This window comes from Mycolicibacter sinensis, assembly GCF_001667945.1.
GTDB lineage: Bacteria > Actinomycetota > Actinomycetes > Mycobacteriales > Mycobacteriaceae > Mycobacterium > Mycobacterium sinense_B.
Map to the genome: position 1 here is coordinate 1 of NZ_LZJK01000023.1, position 14,226 is coordinate 14,226.

The following is a 14,226-nucleotide window of genomic DNA, read 5'->3' on the forward strand; positions in this document are numbered from 1 at the left end:
GGTGCGCACCTCGATGCCCGCTTCGCGCATCGCCAGATGCAGCCCGAGATTGCTCATCACGGTTGCTACCAGGGTGTCGCCGGCCAGGTCACCGGCGTCGCGCATGGCCAGCGCCAGCACGACCATGATGGCGTCTCCATCGACGACCTCACCGGCGGCGTCCACGGCCAGGCAGCGGTCGGCGTCGCCGTCGTGGGCCAGGCCCAGGTCGGCGCCGTGAGCGAGCACTGCCGCACGCAAGGGTTCCAGGTTCGTCGAGCCGCAGCCGTCGTTGATATTGAGCCCATCGGGATCGGCGTTGATCGCGATCACGGTGGCGCCGGCGGCCCGGTAGGCGCGTGGCGCCGCCTGGAAAGCCGCGCCGTGAGCACAGTCGACCACCACGGTCAGGCCGTCCAGCCGGGTCCGGTTGGTTTCGCCGAGGTGCCGCAGGTAGCAGTCCAGGGCGTCTTTGGCGTCCACCACCCGGCCCAACCCGGCGCCGACCGGTCGCAACCCCGGCCCGGCGGCCACCAGATCCTCGATCTGATCCTCGGTGGCGTCGTCGAGTTTGTGGCCGCCCGGGCCGAAAAACTTGATGCCGTTGTCGGGCATCGGGTTGTGCGACGCGGAGATCATCACCCCGAAGTCGGCTTCATAAGCACTGGTCAAATAGGCCACCGCCGGGGTCGGCAGCACACCGGCCCGCAACGCGTCGACTCCTTGGCTGGTCAGCCCGGCGATCACCGCGGCTTCCAGCATCTCGCCGCTGGCCCGCGGGTCACGGCCGACGACGGCCACCCGGCGCTCGGTGCCGGTGGACAGCCGCTGAGCCGCCGCGCTGCCCAGCGCCATGGCCAGTTCCGCGGTCAATTCGCGGTTGGCGACCCCGCGGACGCCGTCGGTGCCGAAAAGTCGACCCATAACTATCCTTTATCGCCGCGAGCGTGCCTGTTCCCGGCCCGACACGCCGGTGTCGAACCGGAAACTCGCACCCTCGAATACAAGCCGGGGGCACCTTCCCTGTGCGGAAGGTACCCCCAACTCGCTGCCAGAATGCAATCGCAGATCAGCGCTTGCTGTACTGAGGTGCCTTGCGGGCCTTTTTCAGACCGTACTTCTTGCGCTCGGTGGCCCGCGGGTCGCGAGTCAAGAACCCGGCCTTCTTCAGCGCCGGCCGGTCCTCCGGCTGCACCAGGATCAGGGCGCGGGCCAGCGCCAGCCGCAACGCTCCGGCCTGCCCCGAGGGGCCGCCGCCGTCGAGGTGGGCGTAGACGTCGAAGCTCTCCAGGCGGTCGACGGTGACCAGCGGGGCCTTGATGAGCTGCTGGTGCACCTTGTTCGGGAAGTAGGCCTCCAGGGTCCGCCCGTCCAGGTTGAACTTGCCGGTGCCGGGCACCAGACGCACCCGCACCACGGCCTCCTTGCGGCGACCGACGGTCTGGATGGGACGGCCCAGGTCGTGCGGCTCGTAGCTCGGCGCGGCCTCAGCCTGCACCGCTACGGTCTCGTCGACCTCAACAGTCTCGGTGGGCTCAGGGGCCTCGGTGGGGTCGGCACCTTCGATTGCCGTCTCGGTCATTGCGTCACCTGCTTGATTTCGTACGGGACCGGCTGCTGAGCGGTGTGCGGGTGAACCGGCCCGGCGTAGACGCGCAGCTTGGTCTTGATCTGCCGCCCGAGCTTGTTCTTCGGGATCATCCCGAGGATCGCCTTCTCCACGACACGGTCGGGACGGGTCTGCATGAGCTCGCCGATGCTGCGCTTGCGCAGCCCGCCCGGGTAGCCCGAGTGGCGGTAAGCCATCTTGGTCTGCAGTTTGTTGCCGCTCATGGCGACCTTGTCGGCGTTGATGATGATGACGAAGTCACCACCGTCGACATTCGGCGTGAACGTCGGCTTGTGCTTGCCGCGCAGCAGGTTTGCTGCCGCAACGGCGAGCCGGCCGAGCACCACGTCGGTGGCGTCGATGACATACCACGACCGCGTGGTGTCACCCGCCTTCGGCGTATAGGTGGGCACAGCGCTTACCTCTCGTAATTCGGGTTGCTACCCGGTTGTGCGGATCCCGGAGCGAGCCGGGTGCCGGTCCAGCGTGAACGGCGGGGTGGTTCTCGGCGACCGACAGTGACCCGAGGACCCGCTGTGCCAGGACGGCACCGCACGCCAACGGAGCAGCTTACCGGCGGTGATCGCGGTGGGTCAAAACGCGGATGCGCTCCCGCGAGACGGTCGAACGTGATGTTCGCGCTGCACTCCTGCTCTTTGACAGTCAGGACGTCAACGCTCATCCACAACTCACCTTCATATGGCTCGGTCGGCATTTGGTCGACGAAGTCGTAGCCGTTGCCGCGGTATCAGCGGACATTGCGGCCTTCCGTCCACACCCCATCTGAGCCGAACGCCTTCTCGATCAGCTGAGCCAGCTGCTCGACGGTGTCCACTCCGACGTCGGGCACGTCAGACCGAAAATCCGACGCCATAGTTGGCCACAGCCGATCAGGTTGTGGCGGCGGCCAGGCGACGGTCCAATTCGGTCTCGGTCAAGACCTCGACACCCAACTGCTCCGCCAGCGCCCGTGCGTATGGAGCCGCCTGCGAATCCGCGTCGACGCCGAATAGGTATACGACGATGCTGTAGTCGCACCAATCCTCGGGGTGAACCGTCTTCTGCTCGACTTCGACGGCGAGAACGCCGTCGGGAAGCGCCAGCTTGTCGACTGCCGTCTGCACTCTAGAGACATCCACAGCAGCGGGGCTCACGTAAACTCCGGCGCTATTCATTTCGCCATTCTAGGTGCTCATCGTCGCCCAGGACCACCACGATCTGCGCTAGCCGAAGCCCCGACGTGCCGACTTCGCGAACCAGCGCGGACCGCGCCAGGTCTCTGCTCACTCCTACGGCTTTGCGGAGATCCAAAACGCCATACGGCGATTGCCTCCCCAACTGCGCGACGCTGTCCCGGATCGCCCTGATGGACGGGGTCTCGATGGTCTTGAATTCGACAGTGACGCCCGCGGCGTCGATGACGCCATCGGGAATCGTCCAGCCCGGCCCTTGAATGCCGGCATTCCGCGCATCGACAGACCGGACCGACACGTCACGGCCCGGTGCCTTGAGCCAGTCCGCGATCGCCTCTTCGGGCCGGCCCGGTTTCCCAGCGGTCTTGCGATCCTGGTCGAAGTGCCGGTACGGGTCACCGGGCGGCGCCACTGCACCCCGAAGTTCGGCGTAGCTGTATCGACGAGCTGTTCGACGGCCGCCCGGAACGGCGTGCACACGCTCACCCGGGGGCAAAGGGAATCTTGAGCCGGTGTGGCCCCGACGGCTCTCCATCCGTCGGGGCCACACCGTTGTTCGGGGGTGGTCTCTCCTACCTCCCCCAAGCTCCCGCGGCCCGGCGATCGGCGTCGGCGACGTCCGCCGCGCCGTCGCGCACCGCGCGGCCCAATTCGAACAGGATCTGGTTCAGTGCGGCCACGGCCTGCTGCCACCGGAGTTGTTCGGCGTGATAGGCACCGGCGGCCTCCCGGGTCCACACCTGCTGCAGCGGTGCGATCTGCGATCGCAGCTGTTCCAGCGCGCCGTTGAGCCGGCTGGCCGTGGAGTGGATCTCCTGACGGACGGCGTATTCGATCTCCTCGAAGTTGTACGACAGTGCGGTGTGCATCTCAGATCCCGTCGCCAGCGGCGGCGATGTGGTGCGAGTGGGTCTCGGCCACCTCCCGCAACGCGCGCTCGTTGTGGCGGATGGTCTCGGCGATGCGCTGTAGCGCGTGGTGCAAGCTCAGGGATTCGCTGTTCCAGCGGTCCAGGACATCCTGGAATCGGGCTGCTGCCATCCCTGACCAGACCGACGGCGGCACGGCCCGCATCCGGGCGACGAACGCCTGCAGCATGCCGCGGATCTCTTCGTTGCGAGCGTCGGTGGCCGCCGCGACGGCGAGCATGACGTCGAAGTCGGCGTTGAGTGTGGTGGATGGGCTCACGTCTCTCTCCCATATCGGTCGATGGCTGATATGTAGTTCGACGGGGGCGAGGCGAATTCGGTTCCCCCCAGCCACGAGCCAGGAGAAATGGAAACGGTCGCCGGGCCCCGTGAGGGACCCAGCGACCGTGTCGAGGGACTGCTGCCTAGCCGGGGTTGCCCGGGGTGCCGGGGTTGCCGGCAGGCCCGACGGGGTCACCGGCGCCGCCGGCGCCACCGGCGCCAGCGGCACCTCCTGCACCTGCGGCACCCGCGGTACCCGTGGTGCCATTGCCGGCACCGCCCTGTCCGGCCGTGCCTGCGGCGCCACCGGCCGCGCCGTTGGCGCCGTTGCCGCCGTTGCCGCCGGCCAGGCCCGCGCCGGTGTCGGGGTTGACGCCACCGGCACCGCCGTCACCGCCGCGCCCGCCGTCACCGCCACGGCCGCCGTTGCCGGCGTTGCCGCCGACTCCGTTCTCCGAGCTGCCGCCGTTGCCGCCCTTGCCGCCGACCGAGCCATTGCTGCCGTCGCCGCCGTCACCACCGGGCGTCTTGCCGGGGGTGCCGGTAATCGGGTTGTTGGTGGTTGATCCAAGTGTGCCGGCGCCACCGGTGCCGCCGCCGCCGCCGTTGCCGCCGTTGCCGCCGTTGACATCGCCGGCACCGTTACCACCGTTACCGCCGGTACCGCCGACACCGCCGACACCGCCGCCGTTCTGCCCGCCACCGCCACCGAGGCCACCGTCACCGCCGTTGCCGGCGCGACTGGGCCCAAGGCCCAGGGTGTTGGCCGGAGTCTCGACGCCGCCGCTATTGCCGCCGTTGCCACCGGTGCCCCCAGCACCACCGACACCGGCACCGGCGTCCCAGGAGCCGTTGCCGCCCCTGCCGCCGTTGCCACCGGATGCGGTGCCGTTGCCGCCGTTGCCGCCAGCGCTACCGGCTCCGCCCTCGCCGTTGCCGGTGCCGCCGCCGCCGCCGTTCCCGCCATTGCCGCCGATGCTGACCACGCCGGGGCCGGTCGCGCCGTCGGCGCCGTTGCCGCCCAGGCCGCCGGCACCGCCGGCACCGGTGCCACCGGTGAGGATGTTGGTGGTGGTCGAACCGCCGAGGGCGCCGTTGCCGCCGTTGCCGCCGATGCTCCAGATGGTGCCGTCGGCGTCCTTCCAGCCGGTGGCCACGCCGCCGTCGGCGCCGTTGCCGCCTGCCCCGCCGTTGATGCCGTTGGCGCCGTTGCCGCCGCCGCCACCGTCACCGCCCTTGTAGGTGCCGGTGCCGCCGGCCGCGCCGTCGGTGCTGACACCGGCGGTGTGGCCGTTGCCGCCGCCCCCGCCGTAGCCGCCGCGGCCGCCGATGGTCTTGATGGTGTCGTCGGTGGTGGCGCCGTTGCCGCCGGCCCCGGCCTGCCCGGCATCGCCGCCGCGCCCGCCGTCCAGGTCACCGCCGTAGCCGCCCTGGCCCCCGGTGCCGCCGTTGCCGGCGGTGCCGGTCACCCCGACCGCGCCGGTGGCGTCACCGCCGACGCCGCCGTTGCCGCCGACGCCGCCGACACCGGTGGCGCCTTGGGTGGTGGCGGAGTTGCCCATGCCGTAGCCGCCACTGCCGGCCCAGCCGCCGGCGTTGCCGCCGTTGATGCCGGTTCCGCCGTCGCCGCTGTTGCCGCCGTTGCCGCCGGCGTATCCGGCGCCGCCGTCACCGCCGGTACCGCCGGAGCCGCCGTTGCCGAGGTAGTTGCCGGCCGCGTCCTTGAAGCCGTCACCACCGGCGCCGCCGTTGCCGCCGTGCCCGCCGTTGCCGGACTGGCCGGCGCTGCCGTAAAGCGGCGAGTCGTAGAAGTTGGAGCCGCGGGCGCCGCCCAGGCCGCCCGCACCGCCGCGGCCGGTGGCGTACGTGGCGGCAGCGCCGTTGCCGCCGTCGTGGTGGTCGGCGGTGCCGTCGGCGCCGTCGCCGGCGTTACCGGCCGCAGCGCCCGCACCGCCGGCGCCGCCATTGCCGAACAGGAAGCCGGAGACGCCGCCGGTACCACCGTTGCCGCCGACGCCGCCCGCTCCGCCATTGCCGTTGCCGCCGTTGGCGAAGCTGCCCTTGGCGCCGTCGGCGCCGACACCACCGGCCCCGCCGGCGCCGCCGTTGCCGAACATCCAGGCCATCGCCGCACCGCCGTCACCACCGTTGCCACCGTTGAGGTAGCCGATGGCACCGGCGCCGCCGGCCCCGCCGTCACCGCCGTGGCCCATCCACGTGCCGCCGATACCGCCGTTGCCGCCGGCCGCACCCGCACCACCGTCGCCGCCGGCGCCGCCGTTGCCGAAGCCGATGGCGTTGCCACCGTTGCCGCCGGCCACCCCGGCCTCATCGCTGTTCCACCCGGCGCCACCATCGCCGAACCACAGCCCGCCGTGGCCGCCGTCGGGGTTCTCCGCGGTGCCGTCGATGCCGTCGCCGATCAGGTACTGCCCGGCCATGGTGTTGATGGCGCCGTTGACCATCTCACCGAGGTCACTGTTGATCCAGGCCTCGGTCAGCGTGTGCAGCGGGGTGTAGAACAGCTGGTCGAACAGCGTCGCGGCGTTGAAGTCGCCCATCAGACCGGACAGGTCGAAGCCGTCGGCCGAGCCGGCGACGTCGACATCGGCGGTCGGGACCATCCAGTCGAAGCTGAACAGGTCCTCGAAGAAGTCGGCCTGGGCGGCGGGCGCCGGCGCCAGCGGCGTCATGCCGAACGCCAGGAACGCCGCGGCGGTGCTGCCGGCACCGATCATCCGGTTGCGCTTGCGGTGAGTCATGTGGGAATGCCTCTCGTGTGAAAAAACGGGTGAGGGAACGATTTTGGCGGGATCTACAGACCCAGCCCGGCCAGCAGTTCGGCGAACGCATCGGTGCCCAACGCGTCACCGGCGCCGCCGTCGTCGAGGTCGGGAATCAGCGGCAGGTCGCTGCCCGCCAGCGGCGGGACGACCGGCACCGCGCCCTTGCCGTCCCAGCCCGAGCCCAGCAACGCGCCGATGGTCTGGCCCAGGCCCAGCATCGCCCCGATCGGGCCGACCGCGTTGCTGCTGATGTTGAGGCTGCCGACCACCGGGGCGCCGGTGAGCTCGAGCCCGACGCTGTTGAGGATCGAACCGCCCACCGCGGGCGTCTCGGCCACCACCTCGCCGTTGGCGCCGAGCACCTGGTAGGGGTCGATCGCGACATGGCCGGCGGTGAGCCAGCCGCCGAACGCGATGTCCAGGTGCCCGATCCCCATGCCGTCCGGCAGGTAGTCCCCGGCGGCCTCATTGATCATCGGCAGCATGCTGTCCAGGTTGAGCGTGGCGCCGTTGAGCGAGGCGCCGAACATGTTGGCCAGGGTGTCGGAGAAGTTGTCACCGTCATTGATGCTGTTGAGCAGCGCGACCATCGGCGAGATCCACGGGCCCAGCGAGCCCATGATGATCCCGCTCAGCGGCGAGGACAGGAAGTGGATGATCGGCACCATGTCGGCCGGGAACATCCCGCCCATGATCGACGACAGCGGCCCGGCGAACAGGTCATACCAGCCCATCGCGAAGGTCGAGGAGTCGCCGGCGGCCAGGGTGTGGCTCATGACGATTTCGAGTGTTTCCTGAGTGGGGTTGCTCAGCGTGTAGCCGGTCAGCAGGGCATCGAGGTTGTGGCGGATCTGCTCGGTGACGTAGGTGAGGTTCGTCGGGTCATCCAGCAGCTGCTGGGCATAGTCGTTCTGGTTGGCTATGAACTGCTGGAACGCCACACCCGGCGCCAGGTAGTAGTTGTTCATGATCTGCGTCATGTTCTGCTGCGCGGCGTTGAACACCGCGTCCCAGGCGCTGGTCGCAGCCAGCGCGACATCGCGCACCGTGCCGGTCTGGGGCAGCGGGGCGACCACCGGGGTGGCGGCGATCAGGCCGGCGCCCACGATCGCGACACCGGCGGTGGCGTAGGGGCGGATTGCTGTGCGCAAGGGATATCTCCTCGAGGTTGTGGCGGCTGCCAAGGGGGTTGGACGCTAAATTGACGTGCGGAAAAGGATCATGGGTGTCTCTCAGATGACGACCAGCCGCTATCCCCCGCAAAACCGCGGTGACTCCTGAATCCCCAGGTGACGCGACTTGTTGTTATCAGCACGCGTTAAGGCTATGCATCGTTTTGTCGCGAAGTTAGGACGTTTTTTCGCAAGTTTGGACTATTGTCGGCGCCATGCTTCGTTCCGCCCGGTTGGTTCGTCAGCGCGCCGGAGTGAAGGTCTACGAGTACCCGATCGATCCACATACGCCACCGGTGGTGGTGGCCAAGGTGGACAAGGAAAAGCTCTCCGAGCACGGCCAGATCCACAACTTCCCGGCACTGTGGTGCAACCGGGCGGCCGGCCTGGTCTACGTGGTCGCGATGGGCGCCACCGTTGACGCGACGGGGGTCGAATGCGCCGACGACGGCACCGCGGTGTTCTTCGATCCGGCCGCGGTAGGTGGTGACGGCGCGTCGCCGTGGCTGACCTGGCAGACACATCCGCTGCTGCGGCTGTTCCTGCACGAGCGCGACGGAGGGCTGCTGCGTCTGGAGCTGCCCGCTTCCGATCTAGCGGCGTTCACCGCCACCCTCGATTCGATGAAATGCGAACTCCGGCAACGGCGGGAGGGGTGTCAGGAGGCGGTGTCAGCGCTGCTGACCCTGCTGCTGATCATCCTCACCCGGGCGGCCGGCGACACGGTACTCGAACTGCGCCACGGCGACGAGCCGCTGCTGGCCGCGGTATTTGCGACAATCGACCGGCGCTTCACCGAGCCTCTGTCACTGCGCGAGGTGGCGCACGAGGTTTCCGTGTCGCCGGGGCATCTGACCACGATCGTGCGCCGCCGTACCGGACGCACGGTGCTGGAATGGATCACCCAACGCCGCATGGGCGAAGCCCGTCGCCTACTGACCGATACCCGGCTGTCGATCACCGAGATCGGCCAGCGGGTCGGGCTTCCCGATGCGGCCTACTTCACCCGCCAGTTCCGCCAAGCTCACGGCACCACCCCCAGTCAGTGGCGCAGATCCCCTGCCGGCCGGTGATGCTCAGGTGACGGCGTGGGCGGAGCGCACCGCCTGTTCGCACACCGGGCGCAGCGCATCGGCGCCTTCCGGTCCGCTCTGGCAGCCGATGCCGATCCGCACCGCGCGGTCGACCAGCACCGCCCAGTCGACGTGATGGTCGTCGCGAATCTCCCGGTAGGTCACCGCCGGACGGCCTGCGCTGCTGCCGGCCGGATCGAAGCCGACGAACACTCCGGGCGCGTCCGCGTCGGCGACTTGCATTGCCCGGTGCAAGGGTTCGGCGATGGCGGCGAGGGTTTCACCGGCGGCGGGCGCCTGGGTGATGTGCAGCACCAGTCGGGGGTCGATCGGGGAGGCCACCTCCACTCGGGCCGAGCCGGGGCCGGCGGTGACCCGGCGCACCGACCAGTCCGCCGGCACCTGCACCGCCACCCGGCCCTCCACCAGATACGTCGCCGGTTCGGACGGCGCATCGTGGTGTGCGCGCAGGGCTAACCCGACCACAGCCAGCGCTGCCGCGAGGGCCAGCGAACGCCTTGCGCGGCTGCGTTCGGGTTGGGCCATCGCTGAGGCCGGTTCCGGCGTCGCGGCGGGTTCACCAGCACGCTCGGCGGGCAGCTCGTCGACAACCGCCACCTGCGCAGCACCCCGCAGCCGGTCGGCGATCAGCGCCGCCAGTGCGCCGGCCCCGCCGATCCCGGCGGGGGCATCGATGACCACCGTGGCACCGGAATGCGGTACCCCGGCCAGCACCCGGTCCGCCACTGCCGCGGCCACCTCCCCGGGAGCGCCGACGCGCGGTTCGGCAGTGATTCCGGCGACGGTGATGGCCACCAGCTGCTCAGCGATCTCCACCACCGCGGTTGCCTGGAATGCGTTGGACAGCACCGCAGATCGCGGCCGGGTGACGATGTCCTCGGCCAGGCCACGGGCGGCTGCGGTGACCCGTTGCACCCGACGCGCCGGCCACCACGAGGGGTGGATGATCTCCATCGACTCGGTGGGCTCCGGGCAGGCAAGCACACTGCGCAGCAGCTGCGGCACCTCGACCGGCTCCCCGTCCACCAGCGCGATCGGCTCGTCGATCCATTCCAAAGCCGCTGCAGCATCGACGGCTTCGCTGGCACCGCAACACAACCGGTGAACCGTTGCCGGGCCGACCTCGATGACGGCGCAGTGCGTCACGGCTCCCAGGCCACCTGGATCAGCCGCTCACCGCCGGCCCGGGTGACCAGGGTGCCGCGCCCGGGCGGCAGCGCTCGCGGCCGAACGGATCCGATCAGCGCGGCATCGCCCGGGTCGCCGCTCATCACCAGCCCCATCGCGCCCAGGTCGTGCAGTGCGGCCAGCACCGGCTCGTACATCGACCGGGCCGCGCCGCCGCTACGGCGAGCGACCACCAGGTGCAGCCCCAGATCGGCTGCATGGGGCAGGTATTCCAGCAGCGGCATGAGCGGATTGCCCGCGGCGGTGGCCACCACGTCGTAGTCATCGACCAGGACATACATCTGCGGGCCGGTCCACCACGACCGGTCGCGCAATTGCTGCGGGTCGACATCCGGCGCGGGCATCCGCCGGGCCAAGCGGTCGATCAGGTCCGGAAGCAGAGCGGCACACGACGCCGCGGACATCGCGTAACCGGCCAGGTGCTCGGTGTCGACGGCCCCCAGCAGGCTGCGCCGGTAGTCGACCACCAGCAGCCGTGCCTGATCGGCGGTGCGCGTCCGCACCAGCTCCCGGCACAAGGTGCGCAACACCGTCGACTTTCCGCACTCGTTGTCGCCCAGGATCAGCAGATGCGGCTGCCGACCGAAATCGACTGTGACCGGGCCGCGTTCGTCGGCTCCCAGCACAAGCTGGTCACCGGCCGCCGCAATCAGTTCAGCGCGCTCGACCACCCTCGGCAGCAGCGGGATCGGCGGCGCAACGTGGTCCTGGTGCTGCAACGGTTCCCACCCTTGCGGGCGTGCCACCAGCATGTGCAGGCCCTCGGGTGTCAGGCCGCGCCCGGGCCGGTCGACGGGCACCCGCTGCGCCTGTCGGCGGTCCAGCTCGGATTCGGCCGGGTCGCCCAGCCGCAGCTCGATGCGGGTGCCGATCAGGTCACGTAGCGCTGGCCGCACCTCGGCCCACCGCGAGGCGGACAACACCACATGCATACCGAAGGACAGGCTGCGCCCGGCCAAGGCGGTGATCCTTGTCTCCAGGTCGGGTTCGCGGCACAGGGCTGCCCATCCGTCGATCACCAGGAACACGTCCGCGGCCCGGCCGACCGCGCCGGCCTGTTCCCGCCGTTGCAGGATCGCCTCCATCTCGACGATCGTGCGCTGCACCAGATCGGGCTGCCCGGGACCGGCCACCGAGCCCACCTGCGGCAGCCCAGCCAGCGCGGACAGTGCGCCCCCACCGAAGTCCACGCAGTAGAACACCACCCGCGTCGCGTCGTGGCTGGCGCTGAGGGCAGCGATCAGGGTGGTCAGTGTCGTCGACTTACCGGTCCGGGGCGCGCCGACGACGGCGACGTGCCCGCCGGCGCCGTCGAGGCGGACCGACAGCGGGGTGCGCCGTTGTTCGAAGGGCCGGTCGACGATTCCGATCGGCACACTCAGTCCGCGATGCTCGCCGTCGAGCAGTTCCCCTAGCGCCGGCGAAGCTGCCAGCGGCGGCAACCACACTCGCCGCGCCGCCGGGCCGTGCCCGGCGATCCGCTGAAGCATTGCCTGTACCACGGTTCGCCCGTCCGGCTCGGGTGCCGTCGTTGCCGGGCCGCTCGGCGCGGCGGTGAACAGTCGCGCCTCGCGCGGGGCCGGCCGGGCAGCCGGGCACCCGCCGGAGACGTAGGACGTCTGGAATCGGGTGACCTCGGCGTCGGCGGTGCGCAGATATCCCGCCCCGGGCTCATTGGGCAACTCGTGGGCATCCGGCACTCCCAGCACCAGCCGGGACTCGGCAGCCGTCACCGTCTTGAGGCACACCCGGTAAGACAGGTGCGATTCCAGACCGCGCAGCCGGCCCTCCTCGAGCCGCTGGCTGGCCAACAGCAGGTGCATGCCCAGGGAGCGCCCCAGCCGGCCGATCGCGACGAACGTGTCGATGAAATCGGGCTGTTGGTCAAGCAGTTCGGAGAATTCGTCGACGATGACGAGCAGCACCGGCAGGGCCGGCAGGGCCATCTGTGAGGCCCGCCGGGCCTGCGTATAGGTGCTGATGCCCGGCACGCCCGCGGCGCGCAGTAGTTCCTGGCGCCGGTGCATCTCACCGGCCAGAGCGTCGCGCATCCGTTCCACCAGCGGCGCCTCATCGGCGAGGTTGGTGATGACCGCGGCGACATGGGGGGCTTGCTCGAATCCGAGAAAGGTTGCGCCGCCCTTGAAGTCGACCAGCACCAGGTTGAGGTCTTCCGGTGAGTGCCGAACTGTCATACCGAGCACCAGGGTGCGCAGGAACTCCGATTTGCCCGAGCCGGTGGCGCCGATGCACAGCCCGTGCGGCCCGCTGCCCAGCTCGGCGGCCTCTTTGATGTCCAGCCGCACCGGGTTTCCGTCCGGGTCGGTGCCGATCGGGACGCACAACCGCTGCGCCGGTGCGCCGGCCCACCCCTCGGCCGGCTCGTGATGGTCGATATCACCGATGCCCAGCAGCTGCGCCCAGTCCATCGAACCCCCACCGCCGGTCGCGGTCACCGTGTGCGCGGCGAGCCGCTGCGCGCACACCACCGCCTCGGCGGCACTCAGGTAGTCCGGCCGGGTGCCGTCGGGATCGCTCAGCGTCGTCGCGCTCACGCTAAGCCGCCGCGCCGTGCCCCGGACGCCGACCTGCACCACCGATAGGCCGGCGCTGTCGATGACCACCACCGCGCGCCGGCCGGCCAGCGCGGCTTCCGCGGCCGCCAGGCTGGGGTAGGTCAGCCGGAGCGGTCCGGTGGCGTCGCCGACTGACGGATGTTGGTGGTGCGGTAGCCATTTCAACCAGTCCCAGTGCCCGGACGAGTCGGTGACGGCGGCGATCAGCAGCACATCCGGGCCGTGCAGCATCGCCAGCTGGCAGATCATCGCGCGCAGCAGCCCCCGCGCGCGGTCGCCGTCGCCGTCCAGCAGCAGGGGTTCCGCACCCAGCAGCGGCACCGCGATCGGCACGGCGGGCACCGTCGCATGGGTGTCGAGGAAACGGCTCAGCGCGGTATCGGTGGCCGGGTCGATGCGACGCGCCGGATCCTCCGGTGGCGGCAGCAGCGGGGTGGCCAGGCCGGTCGATCCGATCCCGACCCTGACCCGGCCGAAGTCAGCGTCGCCGGGTCGGCGCTCCCACATCCGGGCGCTGCCGGCCAGCATCCACAACGCGTCCGGCTCAGGATGCGCCCACGCCAGAAACGAGCGCTGGCAGGCGGCGGTGGCGGTCACCGAGTCGCGCAGCGAAGCAAGATAAGCCAGGTAGTTGTCCCGGTCGTCGTCGATGTCGTTGCGGCCGCGGCTTCGCCCGGACAGCGCAGCCGCCACCGCCGAGGCCAGCATCATCACCGGCAGCAGCGCGAACACCGGGCTGCGCGCCCCCGCGGCACCCGAGCGGTAGAGCACCGCCGTGATCGTGAGCATCCCCACGGCCGTGACGGTGGGCAGCAGCCGGGCCAGCATCACCGGTGAATCCGGTCGTGGCACCGATGGCGGTGCGGCAACGACGATTTCACCGGCCGGCGGTGCCGGCGGCGGGCTCGCGGCGCATCCCGGCGCACTCATCGGCACACCGTAGATAGCCGGCGAACGACCGGCAAGTCAGCTGTGGAACACCGCAAACACGTGGGCCGCCATCGCGCTACGGTGCGCGAAGGCGAGAGAGGAGGCGAGACGTGTCGATCGCCGATTCGGGTCTGCGCCGGGTCGCGGTGCACACCGATACGGTTCACGCGGATCTGGCGCTACCGGCGGGGGTGCCGGTGGCGGCGCTGATCGCGTCTGTTGTCGACCTCTTGCCGCGCCGGGACGGCCCACAGGTGCTGCGCCCCTACCGGCTGAGTCTGCCGGGGCGGGCACCACTGGATGCCGCGAAGACGTTGGGTCAGCAGGGAATCGGGGACGGAGCAGTGCTGGTGCTGACGCGCGCGGACGACATCCCGGCGGAGCCGCGTTTCGACGATCCGGCCGAGCAGGTGGCCGCTGTGGTTCGTGCATCGGCCCGACCGTGGAGTCCGGTCGCTCGCCGGCTCGCCGCCGCGCTCGCGGCATCCACCCTGGCCGGCGTCGCGGGT

Annotated in this window: 14 protein-coding genes; 2 read left to right on the forward strand and 12 right to left on the reverse strand. The window is 70.4% G+C overall.

From position 1 onward, the window contains the following. From A5694_RS02250 to gjpA, 10 genes are all read right to left on the reverse strand, one after another. A partial coding sequence (locus A5694_RS02250) for a phosphoglucosamine mutase (RefSeq protein WP_064920229.1) occupies positions 1–903 on the reverse strand: 903 nt, incomplete at its 3' end. A 145-nt stretch (positions 904–1,048) separates the two neighbouring features. Beyond that, the gene (gene rpsI / locus A5694_RS02255; protein WP_064920230.1) at positions 1,049–1,561 is read right to left on the reverse strand and encodes a 30S ribosomal protein S9; all 513 of its coding nucleotides are present in this window, start codon (positions 1,559–1,561) and stop codon (positions 1,049–1,051) included. Then, the gene (gene rplM, locus A5694_RS02260; RefSeq protein WP_064920231.1) at positions 1,558–2,001 is read right to left on the reverse strand and encodes a 50S ribosomal protein L13; all 444 of its coding nucleotides are present in this window, start codon (positions 1,999–2,001) and stop codon (positions 1,558–1,560) included. Before rplM ends, rpsI begins: the two co-directional genes overlap by 4 nt. Positions 2,002–2,336: 335 nt before the next feature. Beyond that, complete coding sequence (locus A5694_RS24870) at positions 2,337–2,462, reverse strand: hypothetical protein (protein WP_267887732.1); 126 nt, start codon at positions 2,460–2,462, stop codon at positions 2,337–2,339. Between the two features lie 16 nt (positions 2,463–2,478). After that, on the reverse strand, positions 2,479–2,712 hold the full coding sequence (locus tag A5694_RS02265; protein WP_064920232.1) for a hypothetical protein: 234 nt from the start codon (positions 2,710–2,712) through the stop codon (positions 2,479–2,481). Positions 2,713–2,755: 43 nt separating this feature from the next. Beyond that, on the reverse strand, positions 2,756–3,193 hold the full coding sequence (locus tag A5694_RS02270; RefSeq protein ID WP_064920233.1) for a hypothetical protein: 438 nt from the start codon (positions 3,191–3,193) through the stop codon (positions 2,756–2,758). 160 nt (positions 3,194–3,353) lie between these two features. Continuing rightward, a complete protein-coding gene (locus A5694_RS02275; protein ID WP_064920234.1) occupies positions 3,354–3,650 on the reverse strand; it encodes a WXG100 family type VII secretion target in 297 nt (98 codons plus the stop codon). A gap of 1 nt (position 3,651) precedes the next feature. After that, positions 3,652–3,969: a WXG100 family type VII secretion target gene (locus A5694_RS02280; protein ID WP_064920235.1), complete on the reverse strand. Its 318-nt coding sequence runs from the start codon at positions 3,967–3,969 to the stop codon at positions 3,652–3,654. A 145-nt stretch (positions 3,970–4,114) separates the two neighbouring features. Beyond that, positions 4,115–6,733: a PGRS repeat-containing protein gene (locus A5694_RS25035; RefSeq protein WP_064920236.1), complete on the reverse strand. Its 2,619-nt coding sequence runs from the start codon at positions 6,731–6,733 to the stop codon at positions 4,115–4,117. 53 nt (positions 6,734–6,786) lie between these two features. Beyond that, a complete protein-coding gene (gene gjpA, locus A5694_RS02290; RefSeq protein ID WP_064920237.1) occupies positions 6,787–7,908 on the reverse strand; it encodes an outer membrane porin GjpA in 1,122 nt (373 codons plus the stop codon). A 236-nt stretch (positions 7,909–8,144) separates the two neighbouring features. On the opposite strand from gjpA, the gene A5694_RS02295 reads away from it, so the two are divergent. Beyond that, entirely contained in the window at positions 8,145–9,002 is an 858-nt protein-coding gene (locus tag A5694_RS02295; RefSeq protein ID WP_064920238.1) for a helix-turn-helix transcriptional regulator, read from the forward strand. A 3-nt stretch (positions 9,003–9,005) separates the two neighbouring features. Here A5694_RS02295 and A5694_RS02300 read toward each other — a convergent pair whose 3' ends face one another. Next, positions 9,006–10,169: a type VII secretion-associated protein gene (locus A5694_RS02300; RefSeq protein WP_064920239.1), complete on the reverse strand. Its 1,164-nt coding sequence runs from the start codon at positions 10,167–10,169 to the stop codon at positions 9,006–9,008. Next, entirely contained in the window at positions 10,166–13,717 is a 3,552-nt protein-coding gene (eccCb, locus tag A5694_RS02305; RefSeq protein ID WP_064920240.1) for a type VII secretion protein EccCb, read from the reverse strand. Before eccCb ends, A5694_RS02300 begins: the two co-directional genes overlap by 4 nt. 110 nt (positions 13,718–13,827) lie before the next feature. Between eccCb and A5694_RS02310 the strand changes: the two genes are divergently transcribed. Continuing rightward, a partial coding sequence (locus A5694_RS02310) for an EsaB/YukD family protein (protein ID WP_207515902.1) occupies positions 13,828–14,226 on the forward strand: 399 nt, incomplete at its 3' end.